This window comes from Aquabacterium sp. NJ1 (genome assembly GCF_000768065.1).
Taxonomy (GTDB): Bacteria; Pseudomonadota; Gammaproteobacteria; order Burkholderiales; family Burkholderiaceae_C; genus Aquabacterium.
In genome coordinates this window covers 2,636,941-2,660,805 of sequence record NZ_JRKM01000001.1, presented here as the reverse complement: position 1 = coordinate 2,660,805, position 23,865 = coordinate 2,636,941, and the positions used below count along the sequence as shown (strand labels likewise).

At 55.2% G+C, this 23,865-nt stretch carries 17 protein-coding genes; 6 read left to right on the top strand and 11 right to left on the bottom strand.

Translation table 11 applies throughout. From position 1 onward, the window contains the following. Positions 1–12 precede the first annotated feature (12 nt). From JY96_RS11390 to JY96_RS11365, 6 genes are all read left to right on the top strand, one after another. Positions 13–741 carry an aminotransferase class I/II-fold pyridoxal phosphate-dependent enzyme gene (locus JY96_RS11390; RefSeq protein WP_081961201.1) on the top strand — a complete coding sequence of 243 codons (729 nt, stop codon included), beginning with the start codon at positions 13–15 and terminating at the stop codon, positions 739–741. 99 nt (positions 742–840) lie between these two features. Further along, positions 841–2,259: a site-specific integrase gene (locus JY96_RS11385; RefSeq protein ID WP_035037515.1), complete on the top strand. Its 1,419-nt coding sequence runs from the start codon at positions 841–843 to the stop codon at positions 2,257–2,259. 46 nt (positions 2,260–2,305) lie between these two features. After that, the gene (locus JY96_RS23185) at positions 2,306–4,081 is read left to right on the top strand and encodes a hypothetical protein (RefSeq protein WP_152606464.1); all 1,776 of its coding nucleotides are present in this window, start codon (positions 2,306–2,308) and stop codon (positions 4,079–4,081) included. Between the two features lie 21 nt (positions 4,082–4,102). Next, entirely contained in the window at positions 4,103–6,052 is a 1,950-nt protein-coding gene (locus JY96_RS11380) for a hypothetical protein (protein WP_235333905.1), read from the top strand. Then, positions 6,049–6,423 (top strand): hypothetical protein, encoded by a 375-nt coding sequence (locus JY96_RS11375; RefSeq protein WP_035037513.1) that lies wholly within the window; start codon positions 6,049–6,051, stop codon positions 6,421–6,423. The genes JY96_RS11380 and JY96_RS11375 overlap by 4 nt, the downstream gene beginning before the upstream one ends. A 241-nt stretch (positions 6,424–6,664) precedes the next feature. Continuing rightward, positions 6,665–7,752 (top strand): IS3 family transposase gene (locus JY96_RS11365; protein WP_152606646.1). Its coding sequence is split into 2 segments (ribosomal slippage): positions 6,665–6,926 and positions 6,926–7,752, totalling 1,089 coding nucleotides; the frame shifts between segments, so codons are not numbered across the junction. Between the two features lie 289 nt (positions 7,753–8,041). On the opposite strand, the gene JY96_RS11360 is transcribed toward JY96_RS11365, so the two are convergent. The 11 genes from JY96_RS11360 to JY96_RS11305 form a co-directional block, all read right to left on the bottom strand. Next, the gene (locus JY96_RS11360; RefSeq protein ID WP_035037506.1) at positions 8,042–9,070 is read right to left on the bottom strand and encodes a hypothetical protein; all 1,029 of its coding nucleotides are present in this window, start codon (positions 9,068–9,070) and stop codon (positions 8,042–8,044) included. 221 nt (positions 9,071–9,291) lie between these two features. After that, positions 9,292–9,870: a hypothetical protein gene (locus tag JY96_RS11355; protein WP_152606463.1), complete on the bottom strand. Its 579-nt coding sequence runs from the start codon at positions 9,868–9,870 to the stop codon at positions 9,292–9,294. Between the two features lie 611 nt (positions 9,871–10,481). Continuing rightward, a complete protein-coding gene (locus tag JY96_RS11350; protein ID WP_035037502.1) occupies positions 10,482–12,563 on the bottom strand; it encodes a DEAD/DEAH box helicase in 2,082 nt (693 codons plus the stop codon). After that, on the bottom strand, positions 12,560–13,291 hold the full coding sequence (locus JY96_RS11345; RefSeq protein ID WP_152606462.1) for a DUF1837 domain-containing protein: 732 nt from the start codon (positions 13,289–13,291) through the stop codon (positions 12,560–12,562). Before JY96_RS11345 ends, JY96_RS11350 begins: the two co-directional genes overlap by 4 nt. A gap of 272 nt (positions 13,292–13,563) precedes the next feature. Further along, on the bottom strand, positions 13,564–14,517 hold the full coding sequence (locus tag JY96_RS11340; RefSeq protein WP_035037498.1) for a DUF4268 domain-containing protein: 954 nt from the start codon (positions 14,515–14,517) through the stop codon (positions 13,564–13,566). A 21-nt stretch (positions 14,518–14,538) separates the two neighbouring features. After that, complete coding sequence (locus JY96_RS23595; RefSeq protein ID WP_161784309.1) at positions 14,539–15,870, bottom strand: restriction endonuclease subunit S; 1,332 nt, start codon at positions 15,868–15,870, stop codon at positions 14,539–14,541. Next, the gene (locus tag JY96_RS11330; RefSeq protein ID WP_035037492.1) at positions 15,867–17,321 is read right to left on the bottom strand and encodes an N-6 DNA methylase; all 1,455 of its coding nucleotides are present in this window, start codon (positions 17,319–17,321) and stop codon (positions 15,867–15,869) included. Before JY96_RS11330 ends, JY96_RS23595 begins: the two co-directional genes overlap by 4 nt. 50 nt (positions 17,322–17,371) lie before the next feature. After that, a complete protein-coding gene (gene hsdR / locus JY96_RS11325; RefSeq protein WP_035037490.1) occupies positions 17,372–20,851 on the bottom strand; it encodes a type I restriction-modification system endonuclease in 3,480 nt (1,159 codons plus the stop codon). Positions 20,852–21,808: 957 nt separating this feature from the next. Then, complete coding sequence (locus JY96_RS11315) at positions 21,809–22,726, bottom strand: ADP-ribosylglycohydrolase family protein (protein WP_035037488.1); 918 nt, start codon at positions 22,724–22,726, stop codon at positions 21,809–21,811. A gap of 42 nt (positions 22,727–22,768) precedes the next feature. Further along, positions 22,769–23,329, bottom strand: a complete 561-nt coding sequence (locus tag JY96_RS11310; protein WP_035037485.1) for an NADAR family protein — start codon at positions 23,327–23,329, stop codon at positions 22,769–22,771. Between the two features lie 22 nt (positions 23,330–23,351). Beyond that, positions 23,352–23,849, bottom strand: a complete 498-nt coding sequence (locus JY96_RS11305) for an O-acetyl-ADP-ribose deacetylase (protein WP_035037481.1) — start codon at positions 23,847–23,849, stop codon at positions 23,352–23,354. Positions 23,850–23,865 lie beyond the last annotated feature (16 nt).

Here is a 23,865-nt window from a genome sequence, read left to right as displayed (position 1 = left end):
GTCACCCTCGACATGAAGATCTCCCAGCGCGCCCAGGCCATCCGCCCCTTCCTCGCCATGGAGTTCGGCAAACACGCCGCCGAGCTCGAAGCCGCCGGGCACCGCGTGATCCGGCTCAACCTGGGCGAGCCGGACTTCGGCGCCCCACCGGCCGTGCGCGCCGAGCTGCAACGCATCGCGCCTGACACCGCCATGCCCTACACCGGCGCCTTGGGCCTGCCCGCCTTGCGCGAGGCCATTTCCGGCTTCTACCAACAGGCGCATGGCTTGCGCCTGGACCCCGAACGCGTGGTGGTCACCGCTGGCGCGTCTGCCGCTTTGCTGCTGCTCACCGCCGCCCTGGTGGACCCGGGTGACGAGGTGCTGGTGGGCGACCCCTCCTACCCTTGCAACCGCCAGTTCCTCAGCGGCTTTGGCGCCGACGTGCGCCTGGTGCCCACCGATGCGCACGCGCGCTTCCAGCTCGACCTGGCCGCCGTGCAACGCCACTGGAGCACCCGCACCCGTGGCCTGATGATCGCCACGCCGTCGAACCCCACCGGCACCTCGGTGCCCCCAGCCGAGCTGGCCGCCATCTGCGACTGGGCCCGCAAGCACGGCGCCTGGCGCATCGTCGACGAGATCTACCTCAACCTCAGCGACACCGACCCTGCCACGGGCCACACCGCCCCCACCATCCTCGCGGCCGACCCCGGCGCCTGCGTCATCAACAGCTTCTCGAAGTACTTCGGCATGTATTAGCAGGTTTACGCCAAATTTGCTTTATTGACTGGTTTTGCTAGCATGGACACATAGCAACGGAATCCCTGGCAGCTCAGCAGTTGGTAGGGAACAGGTCATATGGCTCAGCGATGTCAGATCCATGTTCTTCCGATCGTTAGGCTGACCAAGGCCAGCGCCTCGCCAGGACCTGAGTGCCAAGCTGTCGAGATTGCTCATGGAGCGCAGAAGGTTAGCTACTGGCGACAACCGGAATTGGATCGCAAGGCCCTGTGGAAGACTTTCGCGCGCTTCCCCCTGGTGCTAAATGCGGATGGCAGCCTTTGGGAACCTGCCTGCTTGTGGCTTTTGGATAAAGCGGAAGCGCGACCTCTCGCTAGTTCATCTTTAAAGCCTATTGCGGAAGATCTCAGGGCGTACAAGCAATGGCTTGATGACATGGATTTGGACTGGGCGGATTTCTCAGCGCCTGACAGGTACAACCGTCCTACATACCTCTATCGGACCCATTTGCAAGGGCAAATTCACTCTGGAGCGCTCAAAGACACCACAGCATGCAGACGCATGCTGAGCGTCATAGGCCTGTATCGATTCCTACTGAGCAATGAGCGCATGAACTTCGCTCCTGTCAACGCACCATGGTTGGAAAGCCGGGTTGGTCGACTGTTCAAAGACTACAAGGGGTTTACCCAACTGCAAGAGACTATCTCGACAGACTTGGCTATCCGCACCTCGAAGCGAGACTATGCATGGGATGAGTCCATTGATGATGGTGGCAAATTGCGTCCGTTGACCGTACCGGAGCAACAGTGCCTGATTCGCACACTCAAAATGTTAGGAAATACAGAGTACGCCCTTATGCACTACGTCGCTCTGCTGACCGGGGCAAGGGTGCAAACAGTACTCACCTTGCGTTTTGGTGCATTCACCAAGCCAATGGATAGCGTGCCACAGTGGCCACTCAAGTTGCAATGTGGCCCCGGATCCGCAATCGATACAAAGTGGGACGTTGCCAATGTCTACCTTTGCATTCCTAGACCCCTATACGAAATGCTGCATGTGTATGCATGCTCCGAACGTGCTCAAAATCGAAGAGCAAAGTCATATCTTGGAGAGAGTGAAGCAAATTATTTGTTCCTCACTAACCAGGGGCAGGCATATTACGAGTCCAAGGCTGAGCTTCACGCCAAATTGCACTCAGGACAACTTCGTACCGTATCAAAACGTACTGGCCAGAACTTGCGAGAGTTCATTTCTGAGCAAGTAATTCCTCTAATGAATGAAACCCTTCCAGGGTTTAAATATAAGTTCCACGACCTACGAGCCACCTTTGGCATGAATTGGGTAGACCACGTCATGCGGGACGGTGAGGAGAAACAAAAGTATCTCTGGGCGCGAGAACAGTTGCGCAAGCTCATGTGGCATAGCCACCCCAGTACAACTGATCACTATCTCGAATACAGGGTCAACATGCACCATCTAAAAGCGGCCCAAGCTGACTGGGGCAAACATTTGATTGAAGCGATCAACCTGGCATGAAGCGGGATCGTCACAGGCAGATAGATAAACCATCAGGAGGAGATAGGTGTCCACTTGGTTCAGCAACAACCCATCGTTCACTGAGGCACTTCCAAGACTTGATTTTCCATTTGAATCATTGCCTGACCTCTACTTACCTGAACGAACTATTTTTACACTGCCCGACAGAAGTCGATTGTTTCCCTACATGTGGTGCTATCTGCGTAGAAGAACCACCATCGCTAGAAAGACGGAATATGATCCATCTTCACTGTCAAAGTCTCGAACCGCAGCAATGCCTGCTGTCATAACGCGACTTTCAAATTTGGCCAGAAATAATGGATGGCGACCACGCACGATCCATTCAAAATTTGAACAATTTTCGGCGTTCCTTCTCTGGGTTGACTCCCCAGAACAGGGAGGAAAGTTTGAGAAGGTACTAAGCGATAAGGAGATCGGGTTAGCCGCTTTGAAAGCGTACCACACCTACTTGCGCCATCGAGTACAAACCAACCAACTCGGCGCTACTAGCGGTGGAACACTAGATAAATCCGCCATTGCCTTGCTTTCGGAGCTGCATGACTATGTTTATCTCGACAAAATTGAACCGCTACAAACTCCCGCACTGGAAAGTACGGCAGCACCTTTAGAAAAGGACGTGGCGGAGTTTACATCTACGCTCCAAGCCATCTTCGACTCGGCCGCAGCCATAGTACTCGACAAGCCTGCGCGCAAAAACTCCAAGCCCAATCATACAAGGACAATCCGGTTATCTGCTTCTAATGACAACAAGATCACCACCTTACCTGACGACTTCCCGATAGGACGGCTTATGGATTTGGCCTGTGTAACATTTACAGGTCTCGTAATTGCTGATTCTGGCGCAAATCAAGGGGTGATAACTAGCTACGAGGAACCAGATGACCTGCTGGAACAACTTGGAGCACCGGAACGCATTAACCTAACGCACAAAGCCATCAAGTTTCGTGCAGGTGGCAAGATTGTTCCCGTACACCTTACAGCAACAACCGTCACTCGCTTGCGCACTTATCTGGCTGTGAGGGATCGCTTCATCAGCTTTCTGAACACCGAAGACGTGCAACCGCTATTTATCCAGGGCAAATGGGAAACAGCACGTAATCACAAACAAAACCCATTGTCTGTACAGCCAATACAACGCGGCTTTCTCGATAAGTTGCGAAACAAGGTTCGCTCAGTGCAAGGTGAATTACCAAAGATCACATTGCGACAACTGCGCCTGCATAAGCAGCAATATGTCACCAGAAGGAGTGGCCCTGAGATAGCAGCAAAGGTGATGGGCACAACAGTAGCTACGGCGGTTCGCCACTATAGCAAAAGTGAGCCTAGCGTACAACGTAATGAGATGAGTAGTTTTCTTGATCAACTGAGCAAGAAAGTAATTGATGGATCGAGCGGCCAAGAAACCACCGCTATTCCTGCTGGGTCATGCCTTGAGCACGGCAGGTACCAAACAGAAGAAGGCACCCCACCACTTAAGCCTGATTGTAAGAAACCGGAAGGCTGCTTCTTCTGCAACCAGTTTTGTGTCCACGCAGACGAAACTGACATGAGAAAGCTTTTTTCTTGCAAGTATGTATTGCAGCATCTGTCGCCATTGCAAGGCGACTCCAAAAGCGCTGACCGAACATATCACGCAATACTAAATAGAATTGATACCTTGCTTAGTGAAATACGAAGACGAATACCAAACCTCTATTCAGCGGTAGAACAGGACGTAAAGGTCGACGGCAACCTCACTGCCTATTGGGCTATCAAGCTTCAGCAACTGCACTTGCTAGGCATGCTGACAATGTCGTCATGAAGCAAACTGGAGGTCTGAATCATGGCTAAGCGTTCACACCAAAAAGACGGTCGCATCAATCCTTCGCCAACTTTAAAACAACGTGATGTCGACGCAGAATCTGCTATAGCGACGTACTCGTACTTCGATCCAGAGACTGTTGTGAGTCGGGACACATTAAATAGGGTCGCGTCCAGATACAAGGATTCGTCTTGGAACCATCAAGCCCGAACCCCAGACAGCATGAGTGCGGCCAGACTCTACTTCTTTGAGGCCAAAGATCCCGGTCACGACCCAAAGCTAGCCGCGCTAATTCGAGAACAGCAGAAAGCGCTGATTTGGCTCATTGACGATGCTGGCAAGACTCAGTCTTTTAATTCTCTACGAGTGGCTAACTACGTTGCGATGGCTTGGTGCAAGATTGCGCTCAATCGCGAAGTAAGTCTCTTCGATGTTCTTTCAAATCCTGAGTGGATTGAAACTGAGATCGCTTCAATGGGCACGCAGGCTCAAACCAAGACCCCCACACTAATTCAAACGCTTTGGCGGCATCGCGAAAAACTTGATTTCAATGCCCATTTACCACTTCAGCGTTTAAAAGAAGTTATTGGGAAACAGCCCCGCGGCAAGAAACACGAGCGGCAAACACCACTCATTCCATCTCGTGTGTACTGCGAGATCCTTGGAGGTCTGATAGCTAAAATCGAGTCGATTGAGAAAGATTTGAGTTGCTTGATTGATGCATACCGGCTAGAAAGAGAATCCCATCGAACTATCAACACGGCCAAGCAAGAACAGAACGTTGAAAAACGCAGCGAGATACTCAAGGGAACCGTCGAATATCTAAAAGCAGTCCATGGTTTCGTACCAGGCCGGGGACACGCGATAGATCTCTTTATCGTTGGCCGAATGCGGACCTATCAAGTTTGGCTGTTGCATGCAATCATTGCATTCACCGGCATGCGAAGAATGGAAGCTATCAGCTTGCCGCTTGAAGGGGTACTGGAGCGCGTAGAGGATCGTGATCGCTATCATTACTGGATCCACGGATACTCGAGCAAACTCAACAATGGGAATAAAAAGCCTGCGTCTTGGATTACGAATGAGTACGGCGCCCGTGCCGTGTTGGCTGCGCAGAAAATTGCCAAGGCAATTGGGGATGAATTTGATGGAACACCCGAGCCTGGTCAACAAGCTCAACTGTTTCCCGGAGCCAAAAGTCCCTTTCGCATGATCAACGGTCTTGCCTTTGATAACGGTCGAACTGAATTGGTCGAGGAAATCTCTCCCGTAGTAACACAAGCAGACATTGATGAGTTAGATAACTTGCAGCTTGATCGAGATTGGCGCCGGAAGGGCATAGAAGTGGGGCGCCGATGGCCGCTTGCTCCGCACCAGTTACGGCGCAGCTTGGCCGTTTACGCGCACCGCTCCGGCATGGTGTCTCTTCCGGCCCTCAAAGGACAGTTACAACATTTGACTGACGAGATGGTGTTGTATTACAGCTCCGGCTTCTCGCGTGCCCAGAACCTTGTGTTTGATGAAGATCACTTCAGTCATGAGTGGAATGCGGCCAAGACGGAATCCAGCTACTTCGGATATGCGCTGGCTTTGCTCTTTGAAGACGACGAGCTACTTGGGCGTGGCGCAGAACGCATGGCCAAGACCGTGAGCGGGCACACGCGTCAGGCAACATTGAAGCTGTTCCGTGAGGGCAAGCTGGCTTACCGAGAGACCGTTCTCGGCGGATGTGTTAGTACCGATGAATGCAAAGTTCGGCCGCTTGACCCCATTGAGTTCGATTGCATCGACTCCCAATGTGCGAACCTCATCGTCAAGCGAAAACGCCTTGATCACATCGTTTTCACGCAGAGAGGCATCGTCAATAGTCTGGGCCAAAACTCAGCCAACAGCGTAGAACACAGATTGGAAGCCGATCACCTGCAATCCTTACTGAGAGCCCAGAAACGTTTATCAGGAATAGCGGTATGAGTGCCAAAGTTCAAGTAGGCAAGTACTACGACGCGTTGCAGCGCCTCATCGACCGCGGAGAGCCAATCTCAAAAGCCTCCGTCGCCATTGAAGCCGGTAGTAAACCGGGGTGCATCAAACCGTCAAGGCCAGCTTATGGACAGCTGATTGACAAGATAGATGAGGCAGCGAAGTTGCAGCAGAAAGCCCACGTTGCAGTGGATCCCGTACAGATGCTGAAACAGGAAAAAAGGGATCTAGTTCAACGGCTCAACGAGGCGCTGGAACGAGAGTTGTGTCTGCTGCATGAGGTCTATACCTTGCGTGAAAAAACCCGTCAGCCCGAGAAGAAGAAGGTCACGGTGATGCGCTCCATACCGAAGTCGAGCTAATACAAACTGAATCGATGTTGACGGACCAACATCAGAGCCATGAGCAGCATTAGCGAAGAACAAACCGCTCAATATCCTGAATAAAAACCATGGCTCATGGATGTTCAAGGCGCACTCAGCCATTCAAGACGAGTTGGACCTGTAAGACTCCGATGTCAAAGCCCAATGTCGTGTGATGGGGTAATCCCCCCGAAAAACCAGCGTTGTGGGAAGTAGAGATTTTCGAAGGAAAATTTCTACCATGAAGAAGTCTCGATTCACCGACAGCCAGATCATTGAGGCGCTCAAGCGCGCGGAGACTGGCTTGGCCGTGCCTGAGCTGTGCCGAGAGCTGGGCATCAGCAATGCCACGTTCTACAAGTGGCGCGCCAAGTTCGGGGGCATGGATGCCTCTCTGATGGCCCGCATGAAGGAGCTGGAGGAAGAGAACCGCCGGTTGCGCAAGATGTACGTCGAAGAGAAGCTCAAGGCCGAGATCGTCACGGAGGCGCTCGCAAAAAAGTGGTGAAGCCATCTCGTCGCCGCGAGATGGCTCAGCGTGCGGTCAAGGAGTTTGGCGCATCGATCCAGGTGGCCTGCCAGGCGTTTCGAATCAGCCAGGCGTGCTATCGGTACCAAGCCAAGCACCAGGCCGAGAACGATGTGATAGCCGACTGGCTTGTGCGCCTGACGGACAACAACCGCAACTGGGGCTTCGGTCTGTGTTTCCTGTACCTGCGTAACGTCAGGCGCTTTGCCTGGAACCACAAGCGCGTGTACCGCATCTACCGGGAGCTGGAGCTGAACCTGCGTATCAAACCGCGCAAGCGCTTGGTGCGAGAGAAACCTCAGCCGCTATCGGTGCCAGAGGCCATCAATCAGGTCTGGTCGATGGACTTCATGCACGACCAGCTTGAAGATGGCCGAAGCTTCCGCTTGTTCAACGTGATCGACGACTTCAATCGCGAAGCGCTTGGCATTGAGATCGACTTCTCTTTGCCGACGCTGCGCGTGATCCGCGCACTCACGCAAATCATTGCCTGGCGCGGCAAGCCGCAGATGATCCGTTGTGACAACGGCCCGGAGTACATCAGCGCAGCTATCGAAGCCTGGGCCAAGTCATGGGGCATCCGCTTCGAACACATTGAACCTGGCAAGCCCCAACAGAACGCCTACGTGGAACGATTCAACCGGACTGTGCGCTACGAATGGCTGTCGCAGTACCATTGGACTGACCTTGATGAGGTCCGGCTACATGCCACCCAATGGATGTGGATGTATAACCATGAACGCCCAAACATGGCCTTGGGCGGCATCACCCCCAAGCAGCGGTTGGCCATGGCCGCATAGCTCTACTTCTCTGAGCAATGGTTTATGGGGGGATTACCATGGTCCAGACATGAGCCCATTCGAGAGTGGGATTGCGCGTAATGAAGCACAGACCAAGCTACACCCCGACGTGGGCAGAAATTGCCGCTGCGGGTACCTAACTTGATAGTCCTGGGCTCGTTAAAGCCGGCATCCTATCGCCACGAGTGAGGAAGTCTTTAAGACACACCAGGCGCAGCCATACAGACGCTCATTGCCAAGAACGCCCAACTGGCAACGAACAGCATTCCCATACGAATCAGCTTCATTCTTACTCCTTGCCAAAAAAGAGACGGTCACACAAGTCCATAGGCTGAGGCTCGTTGCGTGCACCAACATTGCTGCCCCGTTTCACACGGGAACTCGCGCGCTCAAAGACCTTTGCGTTAACTTCCTTAGTGAAGGCGACCCAAGCCGATACGCCATTCAGGGCATCTCGTGCTGGCTTGGGGATGGACTCCAAGGCAAGCTGAAGTACGCGAGGGCCTGTATACGTGGACACGCTGAGTAGATCGGATATGCAACGCTGAACAAGGTCAGCCTCATCCAATACGTAAGCAGCAAGTTCAACGCGATCCAAGCTCAAGGCGCGACGCATCGGAAGCCGTGCAACATCAAGGACGACATCCCTGTTCTGCTGATTGGGAGAAACGTCGAGGATCGTTTGGTTAACCGCTGCCCAGGCATCATCGTAAGCAGCGATGTATTGCAAGATTTCACCCTTCGAGGGGCCGCCCTGAGCAGCGCTAAGAAGGAACGCTGTTGTGGCCCAATTGCGACGCTCGATAAAACGGAACAATGCACCATCAAAGAAGGTTGTCCTCGGCAGCAACTCCCTCATGAGATGACCGTATTCCGCAGCGGACTCCAGTCGCGCAAGCTTCAATGCCTTGCCCGCATCATCATGGCCCAAGAACGAGCACGCCTTGTGGCATGCAAAGAGCATCTGCCAGTTCAAAAGGGCCTGCAGGTTGACGTCATCACGCTCCTTGGCATTTCGCAACTCCTTCTTGAGTTGAGCGACCAGTCCATCAACATCTTCGAGAGACTCAGCGCTACGGATGATCTGACGCGAAAAGACGATCACGGGGGGCTGATCTGAGGTGATAGGCGCCGAGAACGTGTCAGAAAAGGACGACACCTGGTTTGCCATCTGTATGGGCACTGGCTTTGCTTGCTCCAACAACTGACGCAGGTAGCGCTCACCCTTGCCAAGTTTCGGGGCAAACCAAGATGTGGGCTTATTTGTCTCCCACATGTGCCTGGCAACCGTACAGACCGGGATAAAAGTTTCATCCATATCACTGCCCTAGATGGGTTAGTAAGTGATCCCTATGGTTTGCTTGACCCACTTCCATGGACGTGACTCGGTCATCAGCAAAACCGTTGCGATATCTCAAGCTCGGATCGTAGGAGTCGCCCTGCGCAAGGTCAACATGAAATCTATGCATGTTGCATGGATGGCTTGATCAGGAAAAGCTTGACCTCAAATGCAATCCGTAATCCGTTCAGCGGTCTCGCTCATTTGCGCTGCTTGCAATTCTTGGGGATACCTTTGCTAGAGCGAAACAAACTGTGCGGCACCCGGGGATCGATGCGATCTTGAATGGAAAGCAGTGTCAGGCAAAGGTCGTTCAGGAAGTCGACCACCCAAGTCATCTGAGACAGATGACTGTGAACTTGCATTGGGCCGTAAAGGACCGCGAAGATTTGCGGCAAAAGCACTGACAGGCAAGCGTGGCGTCGCGAGGAGAATGGCTTGGAATGGCGCCCAGCACCATGAGCGTGCATCACAACGAATACGCGATAGGCGAGGTCAAAGTTCACCCGTGCGATTTCATGGGAAGCGTACAAGATGACGACAGCGGCACCAAGACGATAGAGCGTATGGCGATGCCGCCGCAAGTAGGTCCAGAAGGTGTTATCGCTGAATGGAGTCCTATCAGCCGGGTGATGGTGACCATCCATCATGTGGCGGAGAAACATGATTGTCACGGTCGCAACCACATAGGTGGCTGCGTAAGCGAGTTGCGCGTTCGACTCACAGGCAAAGGTAATGTAGTGCTGCAGCATGGCGTTGAGTGCGGCGTTGTTGATCACGGCGCAATTGCACTGCAGCGACGTCCTTTTGTCTGCGTGAGCTGGCAGCATGAATGACGATCATGCTGTGACCTCATGATCGGATACCACGGTCGAGTGCGGCCAAACAAATCGAGTAGATCAGCCTGAGATTTGCGGTTGGTGTCGGTGTAGCGGTGACTCAATCACTTAGCTATGGCACCCGGTCGGACGAGGCGCTGCAAAGCGTCGAAGGAATTGGCTCTAGTTTGGTGAGCGCCGGCTCCTAAGGCAACTAAGTGTCGAACATGGGTCCCTGGCCACCGGCCAGGACGCACTCGATGGCAATGCCAACTTGGGCTGCCAGAATTATTTGATTCAGATAATTATTCGCTTTGAATAATTGAAGCTAAACGGCACGCGCCCTCCTCTGCCGATATTGGCTGTGCCGACCGCCGTTGCAACGAGCTGCCTCTATGGCCATCCCAGATGGGGAAATTTGGTTCAAGATCCCGACTATGAGTTCAATGTCACCAAGCACTTGGTTTGGGAGCTCGGTGGCCCCATGACCAAGTGAGTGGGAGGCCTTTGGGCCAGCCGTCTATCTAGATGCAGTGTTGGCCGCCTACATTCGCGTGCAATGGGCTACGGTGCTAGGTGAGAGCTGCGAGGACCCAGGATTGCTCAAAAGGGGTAAGCTGATCCGATTTCTGTTGTGCGAGGTCAAGCAGCTTTTGGGATAGCGCTTCTCTGCTTTCACCTTCGAAGAAGCGCTCCGATATCTGGATAGGGATCCCCTCCTCATCCAAGTTCTTGAGCTCTTCTGCCTTGAACCAGCGACTCAGAGAGCTGATAAACAGACTGTAGTCCGCACTTGGGTCATGTTGTTTGACGAACAGCTCCGCAACAGCGAAGTGTTGAGGCAGACCATACTCGCAAGCCCGCAGGAACTTGAACACGTTGTCATGCGCCTCGGGCTTGCCGCGGTACTCTTTATCGTAATCGAGAAGAAACTGCCGAATCGTCGGCGCCATACGCAGCGAGTTGATAAGGAATGGCAGGTGGCGCGTCGTCAACGCACCGAACTTGGTTGCGCTCCGGACTGTGCAGATCACATTCACGACAGCTTGAATGTCAGGATAGCGAGGCATCCCACTCCAAACGAGCCGAGAGCCAGCCCGTATCTCTTTCAATATCTCGTGCTTTATTGCAAGCGCGTCCTCGAGGCCGATCGATGCCGCCAGCCGTAAGCCCGCAGCGTCCAACCCCAAGTTCATCTTGAGCGTGGCTACTCTCTGATCCGTATTCTTCGTGGAGTCCTGCTCATCAAGGTGCACAACGTAGTCGTCAGGAGCATCGTCTGGATCTGCGAACAACGTTGGCGCAACCTCCATCTCCTCGACGTCCGGCGGTTGATTGAAAAGATAGACCTGTCCAATGTGGTGCTCTCCGAGCCGTCCAGCACGACCTCGGATGTTGGCGTAGGTGAAGAAGTCGTAATCAGCGCGGTTGATCGTTTTATCGAAGATCAAGACGGTTTTTGCAGCGGTGTTGACGCCCTCGATTAGGGTGGACGTACAGAAGAGGACAGGCAAGTCAGATTGATTGAACATTCGCACCATTTGTGATGCGATGGCCCGTGGCAGCCTGCCATGGTGTACACCGAAGCCAAACCGTACAGTTTCGACGAGCGCCCAACCGGGACCAACGTTGTCTGACAACCATTCTGCGAAGGCTGCGCTGGAGTCAGAAACGGCCATCGCTTCAGCGGCTTTGGCAGCAAGTTTGTTTGCCTTGTCTGGCGAAGAGACGAACACAAGGGCTGGCCAATGCTCATCATTACCGACTTCGTCAAGGAGCCTGGCCTCTTTGTCCTGCACGGCACCCAGGTCGTAGGTATCGACTGCCACGGTGGAGAAACGGGTCCGCAGGAACTCGAACTTCCAGCGACCATCTCCGGAGAACCTAACGTCGTCAATGTTCGGGCCGAGAAAGAAGAACTGATTTGAACGGTTCAACAGCTTTGACACGGCAGCGTTCAGTGTGATGCTTCGTTCATCCTTTCGGTTGGGGTCGAGCTTATAGAACTCGTCGACCACGGTCAGATCCACTTTTCCAAGGTCTGTTCTGTTGATCAAGCGCTCTTGGGTGCCGAGGAAGATGGTTGGGCGACCATCTTTAGTCTCGTCACTTGGATGCATGATGAGGTCGAAGCGGTCGCCAAACCTGCGTTTAATGCGCCTGCGGAACTCGTCAAGGAGTGCGATTGTCGGCAAGACGATCGCGACTCGGGTGTATTTTCCGGAGGCCAATAGGGCATCGATGAGCAAGCTTTTGCCGAAGCTGGTCGGGGCGCTCAGGATCAGGTTGCGGCCAGCAAGCAGATCGTTGAGCGCAGCCACCTGTTCTCGGTGCAGAGTGATGCCGCCTAACTCCGGAACTGTGACTGACTCGGCAAGAAGAAGGTCAGAAGGGGCCGCTCTTTCCTTGTCGATGTAATTCCAAAGCCCAGAAGCACGGGCGAGGGCGCTGAGCGCCTCTGCGAAACCATCAAGCTCAGGCCTCGACTCGAGTAGACCAGCAAGTCTAGGTACGACCTCGAGCAGATGCGGGTCGTCTGAGCCACCTTCCTGGACAGCGGTCGCGGCCTTTTGGAGGATAAGGAATACCTGCTTTTTAAGTTCCAATGATCCAAGACTTGGCAGACTCTGCCATTCACTTTGAGAGATGTTCATCCTTGGATCCCCTTCAATCTCTTATCGAAGGCTGCCGCCAAGTCATTCTTTGATTTAACGGGCAGGTAGATCAGCAGAATTCGAATTTTCTCGCGCAGACCTGATGCTTTGAGCTTCGTCTCCAGCTTGGTCAACTCGGCACGTGCGTCGGCGATATAGGAATCATCATGGGACTTCCCGTTCGCGACTGCCTTGCTATCTGATGCAATGAGAATGGGAAAAGCCGCGGTCTGAAACAGCTTGTCGATGGGGGCGTTGGGAGAAAACAGCGCCCGTATGCCTTCGTAGTTGGGAATGTTCCTTGAGATCTGTGGTCCAAGAAGTAGCTTTTCGTTCTTTAGAAAGCCCGCATCAATGTGCGCATTGACGGATTCGATAGCCGAAGCCATAGCTTCTCCGGCGTCTTGAAAGAACTTCGCTTCTCCCAGCCAAAGTTCAAAGGCCCCCTCGCCCAAGTATCTGACGTGTGCCATGTCGAATGACTTAACAACGTCGTTCGAGGCCGTCAGATAGAAGACGCGAGGAGCAAGCGGTATCGTCTTAAAGAAGTCGCGGCAAATCGCATGCAGGACGATTTCACCAAGCTCTCCACGTCTCTTGTATTTGTCGCTTGTATAGATGCGCGAGGCTGCCTCTCGAAGCCGCACATACATGTTTGTGTGCTTGACGTTCAGTTCTTCCTCGGCAAGCGCATAGTCAGCCAACCACTCCATGATGTGGTCGGCCATAGCATCGCATCGCCACTGCTGCAACTCGAACCCCGCGCAGTACAGCGCTTGACTCTCTTGGTCATTTTTCGAGTCGTATAGACATGTAAGTAGCCGCTCCGGAACGCTTGCGTACGCAGTCACAGTATTTCCGACCTTCCCTGTCTAATGATCAAATTTATCGTCATCGTTCGCTCACTAGTGTTGGCTGGCGAACTTGCAGCATCGAAGCTCAAACACCAAGAATTGAATTGGTTTCCTGCTGTTGACCAAGCAGCGTTTGCGTGAATTCGTCAGTTGTTGCCCAGCTTCAGGTGCTTGATGAATGGCTTGAGAGCCTTGTCCAGACGGTCCATGGCCTGTGCCGCACGATCATGCAGAGAGGGCCATTCCTCCTCCGGCGATCGATATCCACCGGCTTGTGTGAACCGGATCCGACAGGCACGCTTGCCATCCAGACGCTGCCAGCTCAGCTCCGAGCCAAAGGCTTGCTCGATTTGAGCTGTATGCGCTTCTAGCTGATCAAAGATGGACTCGTTCTCAGCTTGCGCGTCCTTGCCCCGATCGATGTACAACTCAACCGCGCAATCGTCTTGCGTGACCACATAGTTGAGATTGAGGCCCCGGACGCCTGCGCTTGTGCCTATCCAGGTGTACTCGCCTGGCGTGATGTGTGCATGCAGCTTGGTGAACTGGGTTGATCGCTCGATTAGTTGCGTCCACCAGCGATGGCGAATCTCGTAGCGCTCGGCAAACTCCTTCTTGGCCTTGCCGACGCTGGTTGATTCTTCCGATGGCCCAACGATCAAAGTGAACAGGGGCGCAGGCAAGGACTCGCCAATGCGCACCGCCTCGACCTTGAGCATGTAGAACTGGGCACTATTGTTTTCATTGAGCCAAGTGATGGCGGCGACGTGCTCCGGGCGAGGTTCGGACACGATCCAGATGGCAGCCTTAGCACCCATGGAAACCAGGTAGGTGATGACCTTACCTAAATGGTCGTGGTTGCTCTTCTCCAGCTGGTTCTCGATGATGACCTTGCCGCCACCCTCGTCCTCGGCGACCAGGTCGATGCTGAAGGAGCCGGCTGCTTGCTCGCGATCGACGTTGACCAGATTCAGTCCCAAAGCCTCGTTGAGCACCTCGATGTGGTCTTGCAACCATTGCGTGAAATCGTAGGCTTCATGTTCCCAGACCTGACGTAGGGGTACTCGCTCCAACTTGCCGATCGGACGGGTAGCGTTCATGAGGGCTCCTTCGGTTTGTATTTAGGCGGCCTGTCGTTTCCGGCCCTTGGTTGGTGTGGCAGATTTGGCCTGCGTTAGCCGCCGCAATAGCTCCGAGGCGGGTTCGTCGTTGGGATCTTGTGGCACCAACTCGCCTCGGAAGGCCTTTGCAAGCAGCGCTGGCGTGTGGCGTGACGCAGCAGCTTGCGCGGCCTGCAGGCGAGCCTCCAGGCGGTCGGCGAAGGCAAAGAGCAGGTCGACTCGGCGGACAATTTCGGTTTGCTCATCTAGGGGTGGCATTGGTAGAGAAAAGCCTTTAACCTTCGCCAGATTCAGGTTAGGTTGATTGCCCCCCTCAGCCAGCACACGCATTTCAAGGTAATTGGCTTGCAACGCGAGCTTCACGAACGACCGTACCATCTTCGTCTCGTCGACAACCACGGCGGCACATGCCTGATTGATGGCGGCGGGGATGCCCAGCTCGGTTACCTGGCCCCGTGTTTTGCCTTCGCCGTACATTGCTACAAGCAATGTTCCACTTGGGTAGATCTTCAAGCGATGTGCTGCAATTGCTGCATCGGTCACATGCTCTACAGCATGGCGAACAACGTCCTCGCATGTGGCAGCACTGGTCACCCACGGTGTGCCATTTTTGCAAAAGTAGCTCGGGTTAGAGCGCAGAGGCGTTGATCCTGTGCCGACTGAGGCGATGTTTTGAACTTCGGTAGACTGCCAAGAGGCTTGCGTTTGCGCAGCTCGCCAATCAGCGGTCAAGCGTCCCGACGTAGCTGCAGCCAGCACAGACTGACGGAAGCGCTTGAGCATGGGAGCGACACGGGCCAGGCGGTCATTTACCGCATCGACCCGGGCCAGCACGGTGTCGAGTTTGTCGGCGATGCGTTGTTGCTCGGATAGAGGCGCGATTGGGATCTCTGCCGCCCGAATCTGTTTGAGCACTAGACGCTTAATGGCTGTGCCCGTCATGCCGCTGGTCATCTCGCGCTTGGTTTCTGGGCTGTTGAGCCAGTGTTTCAAATAACTCGGGTGAAGAACTTCTCGAATGGGTTTGAGAAGTGCGACACTTGATAACAGCGAAAACGGTTCATGGAGCGTGTTGATAGCCGCTAGACCCGTTGTCACGCCATCCTTTATGTAGAGAACATCCCCGAACTCAACCGGGCAGCGACTGTATATGTCTCGATGTGTCGCTTCGTCCACAAACGACATGTCTGACAAATCCAACCCCCATGGGCGGATGTTTTTGGCAGTGACGTAGCGATAGGCACCGATGCTGTGATTTGGCGGTGAATGGTGTGTGCCATCGGTTACCAAACTGCAGACGCTACTAAGCGGAGCTTTTTGCCAGCCGCTCATGCAGCTTCTCCCAATTCAGCCAGAATGCCTTCCAGCTCCTCAATTGCACCATTCAGCTCATCCACGATCTCCCGTGCCAGTACCGCGGGCTCGGGCAAATCAGCTGAATCTTCGGCGCCTTCGTCCTTTAGCCATGCAATGTCCAGGCTGTCGCCCTTTTCCTTCGCGATCCAATCTCGGCTAAAGCAACGCCAGCGCCCTTGCTCACCCTGGTCCGCACGCGCGCTCAAGCCATTGACGTCCTTGCCAAACGCAGCTTTGAATTCGTCAAAGTGCTTGTGCAGAAGGGGCGTGCGTTTGCCAAACTTTGGTGCATTGGCACGCATGTCGTATACCCACACGGCGTCGGTGCTGCCCGTGGCCGTTTCTCTGATCTTCTGAAAGAACAGCACATTGGTCTTCACACCCTGGGCGTAGAAGATGCCTGTGGGCAAACGCAGGATGGTGTGCAGGCGGCACTTGTCCATCAGGCTGCGGCGAATATCGGCGCCCACGCCCGCTTCAAACAGCACGTTGTCGGGAAGTACAACGGCAGCACGTCCCCCATCCTTCAGGTGCCGCACGATGTGCTGCATGAAAGCCAGTTGCTTGTTGCTGGTCGAAAAGGTTAGGTCATCACGGGTTGGGCCGCCGCCGCCCTTGGCCGTGCCAAATGGCGGGTTGCTCAGGATGATGTCGCTTTTTGGCAAGGCGCTGCCCGCGCTACCCAGCGTGTTGCCCAGGTGAACTACGCCTTCGTCGTCGCCTTCCATGCCGTGTAGCAGGCAGTTCATCAAGGCCAGGCGGCGCGTGCTGGTCACCAGCTCCATGCCCAAGAAGGCTTTGTTGCGCTGGAACTTGCGCTCTTTTTCGCTCAGGTCATACAGCTCATCTGTCTTCTGCTTGATGTAGCGGTCGGCGGCGATGAGGAAGCCGGCTGTGCCCGCTGCCGGATCCTGGATGGTTTCGCCCGCTTTGGGTTGAACCACGTCGATGATGGCGTCGATCAGTGGGCGCGGCGTGAAGTACTGGCCCGCGCCACTCTTGGTCTCGTTGGCGTTCTTCTCAAGCAGACCTTCGTACAGGTCGCCCAGGCCATCTTGCTCGGCACTGAACCAATCGATGCCGTCCAGGCTCTTGATGAGCTGCTCCAGGTGGCGTGGCTCTTTCAGGCTGGTCTGCGCATCAGCATAGATGGCAGCAATCAGCGGGTCATCGCTCTGTGAAAGTTGCAGCAACGAGCTCTTGTAGTGAGTGAGCAGGTTCAGGCCACTGCGGCTGGTGAACTCTTGCCAGCGGGCGTAGTCGGGCAGCTTGTGCTTTTGCAGCAACCCTGACTGAGTGCTCTCGTGCTCCATCTTGATGAAGAGCAGCAGCACCAGCTCGGTCACATAGTCGCTGTAGTTGATGCCGTCGTCGCGCAGGACGTCGCAAAGGTTCCAGAGTTTCTGGACGATGTCGGAAGTGCTCATTTAGGGGTACTGCTATGCGGTATGTTCGTCTGTCGGGCTACGGGTAGGTATCAAGCGGCATCTGGCCAAAGTGCGGCAGCCAGGTTGGTGATGACGGGCGCCAATTCTCCTCCCAGGATCTTGTCCAGGCCTTTGGCGCCTCCCGTGTCCGTGAAGTTGTCGTTCACGAAGGTCTCATCCAGTACCATCTCGTGCTTCAGTTGCTTGGCCAGGCGCTCCAGCCATTTGCGCTGGGCAGGCGTCCACCGGTGCTGGGCGTAGATCTTCTGCATGGCCTGGGCCACGCGCTGCTCGAAGGGCAGCAAGGCTTCGCCTAAAGCAGCCTGGCGAATGTAGGCGATGATGCCTGCGGCGATGTCCTGGTTACTCTTGCTGCGCCACGCGGCTTTGAGGCGGGCTTCGGTGTAGCCAGCTTCATCGAGCAGCATGCGGACCTCTTTGAGCTGGGCGCGGGTCAGGTCTTTCGGACGCTTGACTACCACGGCCATGGCCGCAGACTGGTTGACTTGCTGGCGCACAAACTGGGTGAAGCTGTCCAGATAGTCTTCCGGCTTGGCGTATTGCCCCCAGCTTTGCTCGCGCGCCACCAGAGCGTCGGTATGGTTCGAAATGACGGGCATGTACGCCGTGCCCAGAAGCTGCTGAACCTCAGCCAGTTGTACGAGCAAGCGGGTGTGGTGGTGCAGGTATTCGGCTGCCGCCTTGGGGCCTTGTTCCTGCCCGATCTTGTGCAGGTGGCGATGTAGTTCGTGGGGCGGCACGCCCCACTGCTGCTCCAGCTCAGCCAGGCGCGCTTTCAGTGCCGGGCGCTTCTCGGCCTTATGCTGTGCATCACGCAGCACGCGCATCAGCTTCTGGTTGAGCTGATCGAGTACATCATGTGCGTGGCTCTGGCCAGCACGGCTGCCGGGCGATTCGTAGCTCTTGGGGTTGTTGAGCTCGTCAATCAATTGCTCGATGGTGACCTTCGGGTCTTTCACCAGTGGCTGCATGGTGTTGACGGCCAGCAGCGAGGCATATAAATCCACCGGGTCATATATACGGAATACCGTCTTGCCGATCTCGTCGCAGCGCCGGGTGGCTCGGCCGATCATCTGCTCGTACAGGATGCGAGAGCGAACCCGCCGCATGAACACCAGGTTGCAGATCTTGGGTACGTCGATACCTGTGGTCAGCAAATCGACCGTGATGGCGATATTAGGCATAGGCTCGTTTTTGTAGCGACGGATGAGCTGATCAACCTTGTCCGACGCACCCGTGATTTTCTCAACAGCAGCCTGGTTGTAGGCATCGCCATAGATGTCTTTGAACGCGTTATTGAGCAAGCGCTTGACCATGTCGGCATGCGCGTCGGTGGCGCAAAAGATCATGGTCTTCTCTTCCCCCATCGGGTCGAGCTCCTTGGCCAGCTCTTCGCAGATGACGCGGTTGAAGTCTTCGTTGATGACCCGCTTGTTGAAGCTCTCCAGCTCGAAGTTCAGCTCATCTTCGAGCTCAGCTGTTTCGATCTCGCCGGTGCCCATGTTGATGGCATCGACCTTCTCACCCTTGTCGAAGTGGATACCCTTCTGGCTCAGCAGCGTCTGATAGCGAATAGGCGGTTCGTGGTCGATCAGCCAGTCGTCCGCCACAGCCTCGCGGTAGGAGTAGGTGTAAACGGGCTTGCCGAAAATGTCGGTGGTGTGCCGAGCCGGTGTCGCCGTCAGACCAATCTTGACGGCATCAAAGTAGTCCAACACGCGCCGGTAGGTCGACAGGTATTGCGCCTGATCACGCAGGGCCATCTCGCCCTCGGTCATGTCCTGATCGAGCGTATAGCCCCGGTGTGCTTCGTCGACGATGATGCAATCGAAGGCATCTAGCGGCGGTGGGTTGTCACTGCCAAATATGCGCTTGACCATGGCCTGCACAGTAGCCACTTGCACACGGGTCTCAGCCTCAGCCGCCATGTCACCCAGATCTGCGATGTTGTAGATCTTGCTCAGCGGCTGGTTCTGTTCCAGCGGGGCCTCGTGGAAGGCTTCCATGGCTTGATCGCCCAATGCCGTTCGATCCACCAGGAAGAGGATGCGGCGGAAGCGTTCGGCCTTGAGGAAGCGGTACATCAGGCCGATGATTGTGCGTGTCTTGCCTGTACCCGTGGCCATCGCCAGCAAGCAGTTGCGCTGGCCTGATGCGAGCGCGGCCTCTACGGACGTGATCGCTTTTTGCTGGTAGTCCCGAACGCGCAGATAGCCAAAACCCTCTTGCTGGAGCTTGGCTTCAGCTTCGGCTTTGCTTCGCTTGAGTTGATCGAGCAGGCCTTCTGGCGAATGGAAGCCTTGAAGCGGTTTGGCCAGGTTGGAAGGATGGCGCACATCACGATGCCAGGTGCCGCTTGCTTCCGCGTTCTGCTTGATGAAGGGGCGGCCATTGCATGAGTAAACAAACGGCACGTGAAAGACGCCCCCTTTGCCATCCGGCCAAGGTCCGTGGCGGCCCTCTACTTCCCAGGCGGCTTCGTGGTCTGCCTCAAGCTTGATACCAGCCGCATAGCGCTCAGCTTGCGGGATCTTGCCCGGGACGTTGACATTTTGGCGTTTGGCTTCAACGGTGGCGATCGGCGTCAGGCCCGCGAACAGCACGTAATCAGCACTTTGCTTGCCTTGTGCTGGCCATTCCGCAATGGCCTTGCTTTTGTGGCGCTCCGGTCTTGCACCCTTGGCGTAGGTGAGTTCAGTCGTATGAGCTTCCCAGCCGGCGTCTTCAAGCATCTGGTCAATGATGAGCCTTGTGGCAGCTTCATCTAAGGCGACCTTCTGTGCGGCTACGGATGCACGCTCGGCGAAGGCCTTGATGTCCTTGGCGCTGGCTGTGTCCGCTTCAGCATTGGCCTGCTTCAGTTTGGCATCGAACTCAGCCTTGAGGTCTGCGTAGCGCGCACTGGCTTCCGCTGCAAGGCTTTCGTAGATGCTTCGCTCTTGTTGGGCGCGCTCGCTCAGCTCACGCTCTTGAGCGAGTTGCGCTGCTTGCAGGGAGGCCAGCTCGGCGTGCGCAGCCTGAGCTGTTTGTGCTTCCTGCAGGGTGCCCTGCAGCTTGGCGATTTGTTGTTGGAGGCCGGCGAGCTTTTGGCTCGGATCATCCGGCAGAAGAAATGGTCCGGGCTTGAAGTTCGGGTTGGAGCCAAAGGTGCGATGAAACCAAAGCGCGACTTCCCTGGCGACCTTCAACGCCTCAAGGCCTTCGCGATAGCCGATGCTGTGATGCACTTGGTGAGCCGCTTCGTTGCCTCGCTGGCGAAGCAGATGAAACATCTGGCGGACCTGTGGATCAAGGCCAAGGCGTTGATCGACCGCGCGAATCAACTCGGCCTGAGTAGGTTGGACCAACCGAACGCCAACACGCGCTGCCACGTCTTGCGTGAGAGCCTCTGCCAGCAGGCGCAGTTTCAAGACAGCGCTGGAAGGATCAAACGGGTAGAGCTTCTCTGCAGTAGCGCCCAAGTCCGCTAGCAGTGGCGAGTGTTCGGCAAGAAAGCTGAAATTGCTCATCCCCAAGGCCCCGTTTGTATTGGGGGAATTTTATAGGGCAGTGTCTACGACCGAATGCGGCTGGGCATGCCGTATTTCGGGGGCACAGCGGAAAGTCGGACACAGGGCCGAGCTTGGCGAGCACAAATGAGCGGGGCTTAAGAATTCCTGAAGCGAATCTGTATTTTTGGTCCCATCTGCATCAGCAGCGGTTGCCTGTTAGCGGCTTGAGCAAATCACGCAGGCCGTAGTGGTCAATTTCCCTCTCGTCATCCAGCCACGCGGATGGCTTGCCACAAGGCTGCCCGATCTTTCGGGCCACCTTGTCGCCAATAAGCCTGGACGAATTGATATGACCACATGCGGGGAGAGATCTCGAGCGTCCATGCAAACGTTTGCTACAACCATTTGGGCGGCGTACCCGCTGCCAAGGCCTCATCTGCGAGGTATGCGGACGCGTCTTGGTCATGGTGCCAACTGGCGGTTGCACGCTACGCCACCTTTGCGGCGCATCGAATTATTTGATGCAGACAATTATTCGCTATGAATAATTGAACCTAATCGCCGCGAGTCAGGGCCTTGAATTTGCCCCCAACCAATGTCCCAACCGTTTTTGTGCCGTCTGCAGACTCTCGCACGATCTTCCCCGGCTCATCAACGCACGCCGAGTATGCGTAGACCCCGGCGTTGCCTGACTCACCAAACACCTTCGAACGAGCAATTCCCGGCTTATTCAACGCCCTGCCCGCCTTGGGTAGCAACTCCGATGCGCGGTCCTTTTTTGGCACGGACTTGCGCGTCTTCGCTCCAGCTTGCCTGACAAGCAGCCAGTCAGTTCCGATCTGCACAGCGTACTCAGTTGGCACAGTGCCAACTTTCCCACGCTTCAAAGCCGATGACTCGCTCATGATCTTGCTCTCCGTCTATTGGCGCTTTGATAGTACGCCAAGCCGACAATTCCTTTTGGCTTAGGGCCTGTCAGAACGGTACTGGCCTTCCATCTCGATGTAGGAGTCCTCTAGCCATGGCGTCAATGTCCTCGCTCATGTACAACTGCCCGCGCCAGTGAAGCGGAATATTGTCAACGCCATAAAACGCACCGGCAATTTGCCCCGCTATGGCCGCTGTGGTGTCGGCATCGTCTCCCAAGTTTGCCGCGGCCAAGATGGCAGCTTCAAATGACTCAGTCGTTGCAAAGCTCCAAAGGGCGGCTTCCAGAGAGGCGACGCAATAGCCGCTTCCTTGTATCTGATCACGAGACTTGCTCAGGTAGTCGGCTTGAGCAATGGATATGACCGCAGAGCTTGTCAAGCCGCCCTGAGCTACGCTGAGCACGTTGGACTTCGAATCCATCCCACTAAGCGCATTGGCAATGACTTCAGCCAACACTGAGCAGCACTCGACAGCTTCCGCTGCGCCGTGCGTAGTTTGGGAGCTGAGCCTTGCGTACTGCAATACATCCGAAAGGTCTGGGTAGAACCTCAGCACCACTGGCGCGAGTCGCATCAGTGAGCCATTTCCTGCTGTATTGGGACTCGTTGATCCCGCAATCGGTTCGCCCGTCGCCGTGAATCTCAGCAGCGCATCTTGAACCGTCATACCGATGTCGAAGCATTCACCCGTGGGGCTTGGGTAGCCCCAGCGCCACCAGTTCAGGTACCGGTTCATCTGATCCGTTGCGTCAAAGCCGCTGCGATGCAGCAGGCTTTGAGCAAGGCAAATGGCCATGGCAGTGTCGTCGGTCCATTGCCCGGGCTTCAAGTTGAACGGGCCACCGCCCACCATGTCGGTGATGGGATCAAAACTTCCTCGCGGACAGAACTCCACGGTGGTACCGACAGCGTCGCCACAGGCCAGGCCAAGCAAACATCCTCTATAACGACTCTCTAGATCCATGAGCGTGCTGCATCCCTGTAGTGACTTGAGGCGAACTGGCGTTTACTGAGTGGCTAGTAACTGTCGGCGCACGTCCATCAGCGCAAAGCCAAGAAGATTGAGCCCCTGCCACTTCGCAGGATTCTCGATGTCGGGATGGTCTTCGGCCATGCCGACTCCCCAAATTTTGTCTACAGGACTGGCCTCAACCAGGATGCGGTCACCGGTACTCAGCAAGAAGGCTTTCAGAGGCGCATGCTGCGAGAACTGTGCCAGATTGCCTTCCACAACAGCGTCAAAGCGCCGTTCGTTCCAGCGCGCTTCATCGAATCCTCGAATTTCGCGCCCCAACTTCTTGGCGAGAGCGGGGGTCTTCGAGGCGATGATCTGGTTCAACACGTCCTGATCGTCAAAGAGTCGGGCCTTCTCCGCCATCATGTAGTGCTCAGCTGTCAAGTAGCTGATCCCATTCAAGGAAAACGAGGCCTCGAACCATTGGCTGAAACAAGTCTTGCCGATAGAGCCGTCCTTCTTCGGTTGATGTCCCCAGAAGAAGACGTACTTCAGTCTTTCGTCTTGGTGGGTCCTCTGAATCAACTGTTCGATTAGATCTTCGGTCTGCATGAATCCTCCTGTGTTGTAGATATCACCTCAACAGCGTCGTGTAGAGCGCAAGATCGCGTTCGCTGAAGCAACAGAATGTGATGTCGAGATTGGTGTGTCCGGCATGCTCCTTGGCTGTAGCCACTGCGATCTCCGCTGCCTCTTGAGCTGGGAAGTTGTATGAGCCAGTACTGATGCAGGAAAACGCCAAGGATTGGATGCCTTGCTGGACGGCCAGTGCAATGCACTCGCGATAGCAAGCAGCAAGCAACTTTGCCTCGTCTTTGGTGCCGCCTTGCCAGACAGGTCCGACGGTATGAATCACATAGCTGGCAGGCAGCTTGAAGCCCTTTGTCAATTTGGCCTGCCCCACCTTGCAGCCATTCAGCTTGCGACAAGTTTCCAGCAACTCAGGGCCCGCCGCGCGATGAATCGCGCCATCAACCCCTCCACCACCAAGTAGAGAGCTGTTGGCTGCATTGACGATGGCGTCTACCGCCAACTTCGTGATGTCGCCTTTGATCGCCTGGAAGGTCGCCATGTGACGTGCTCCTGAA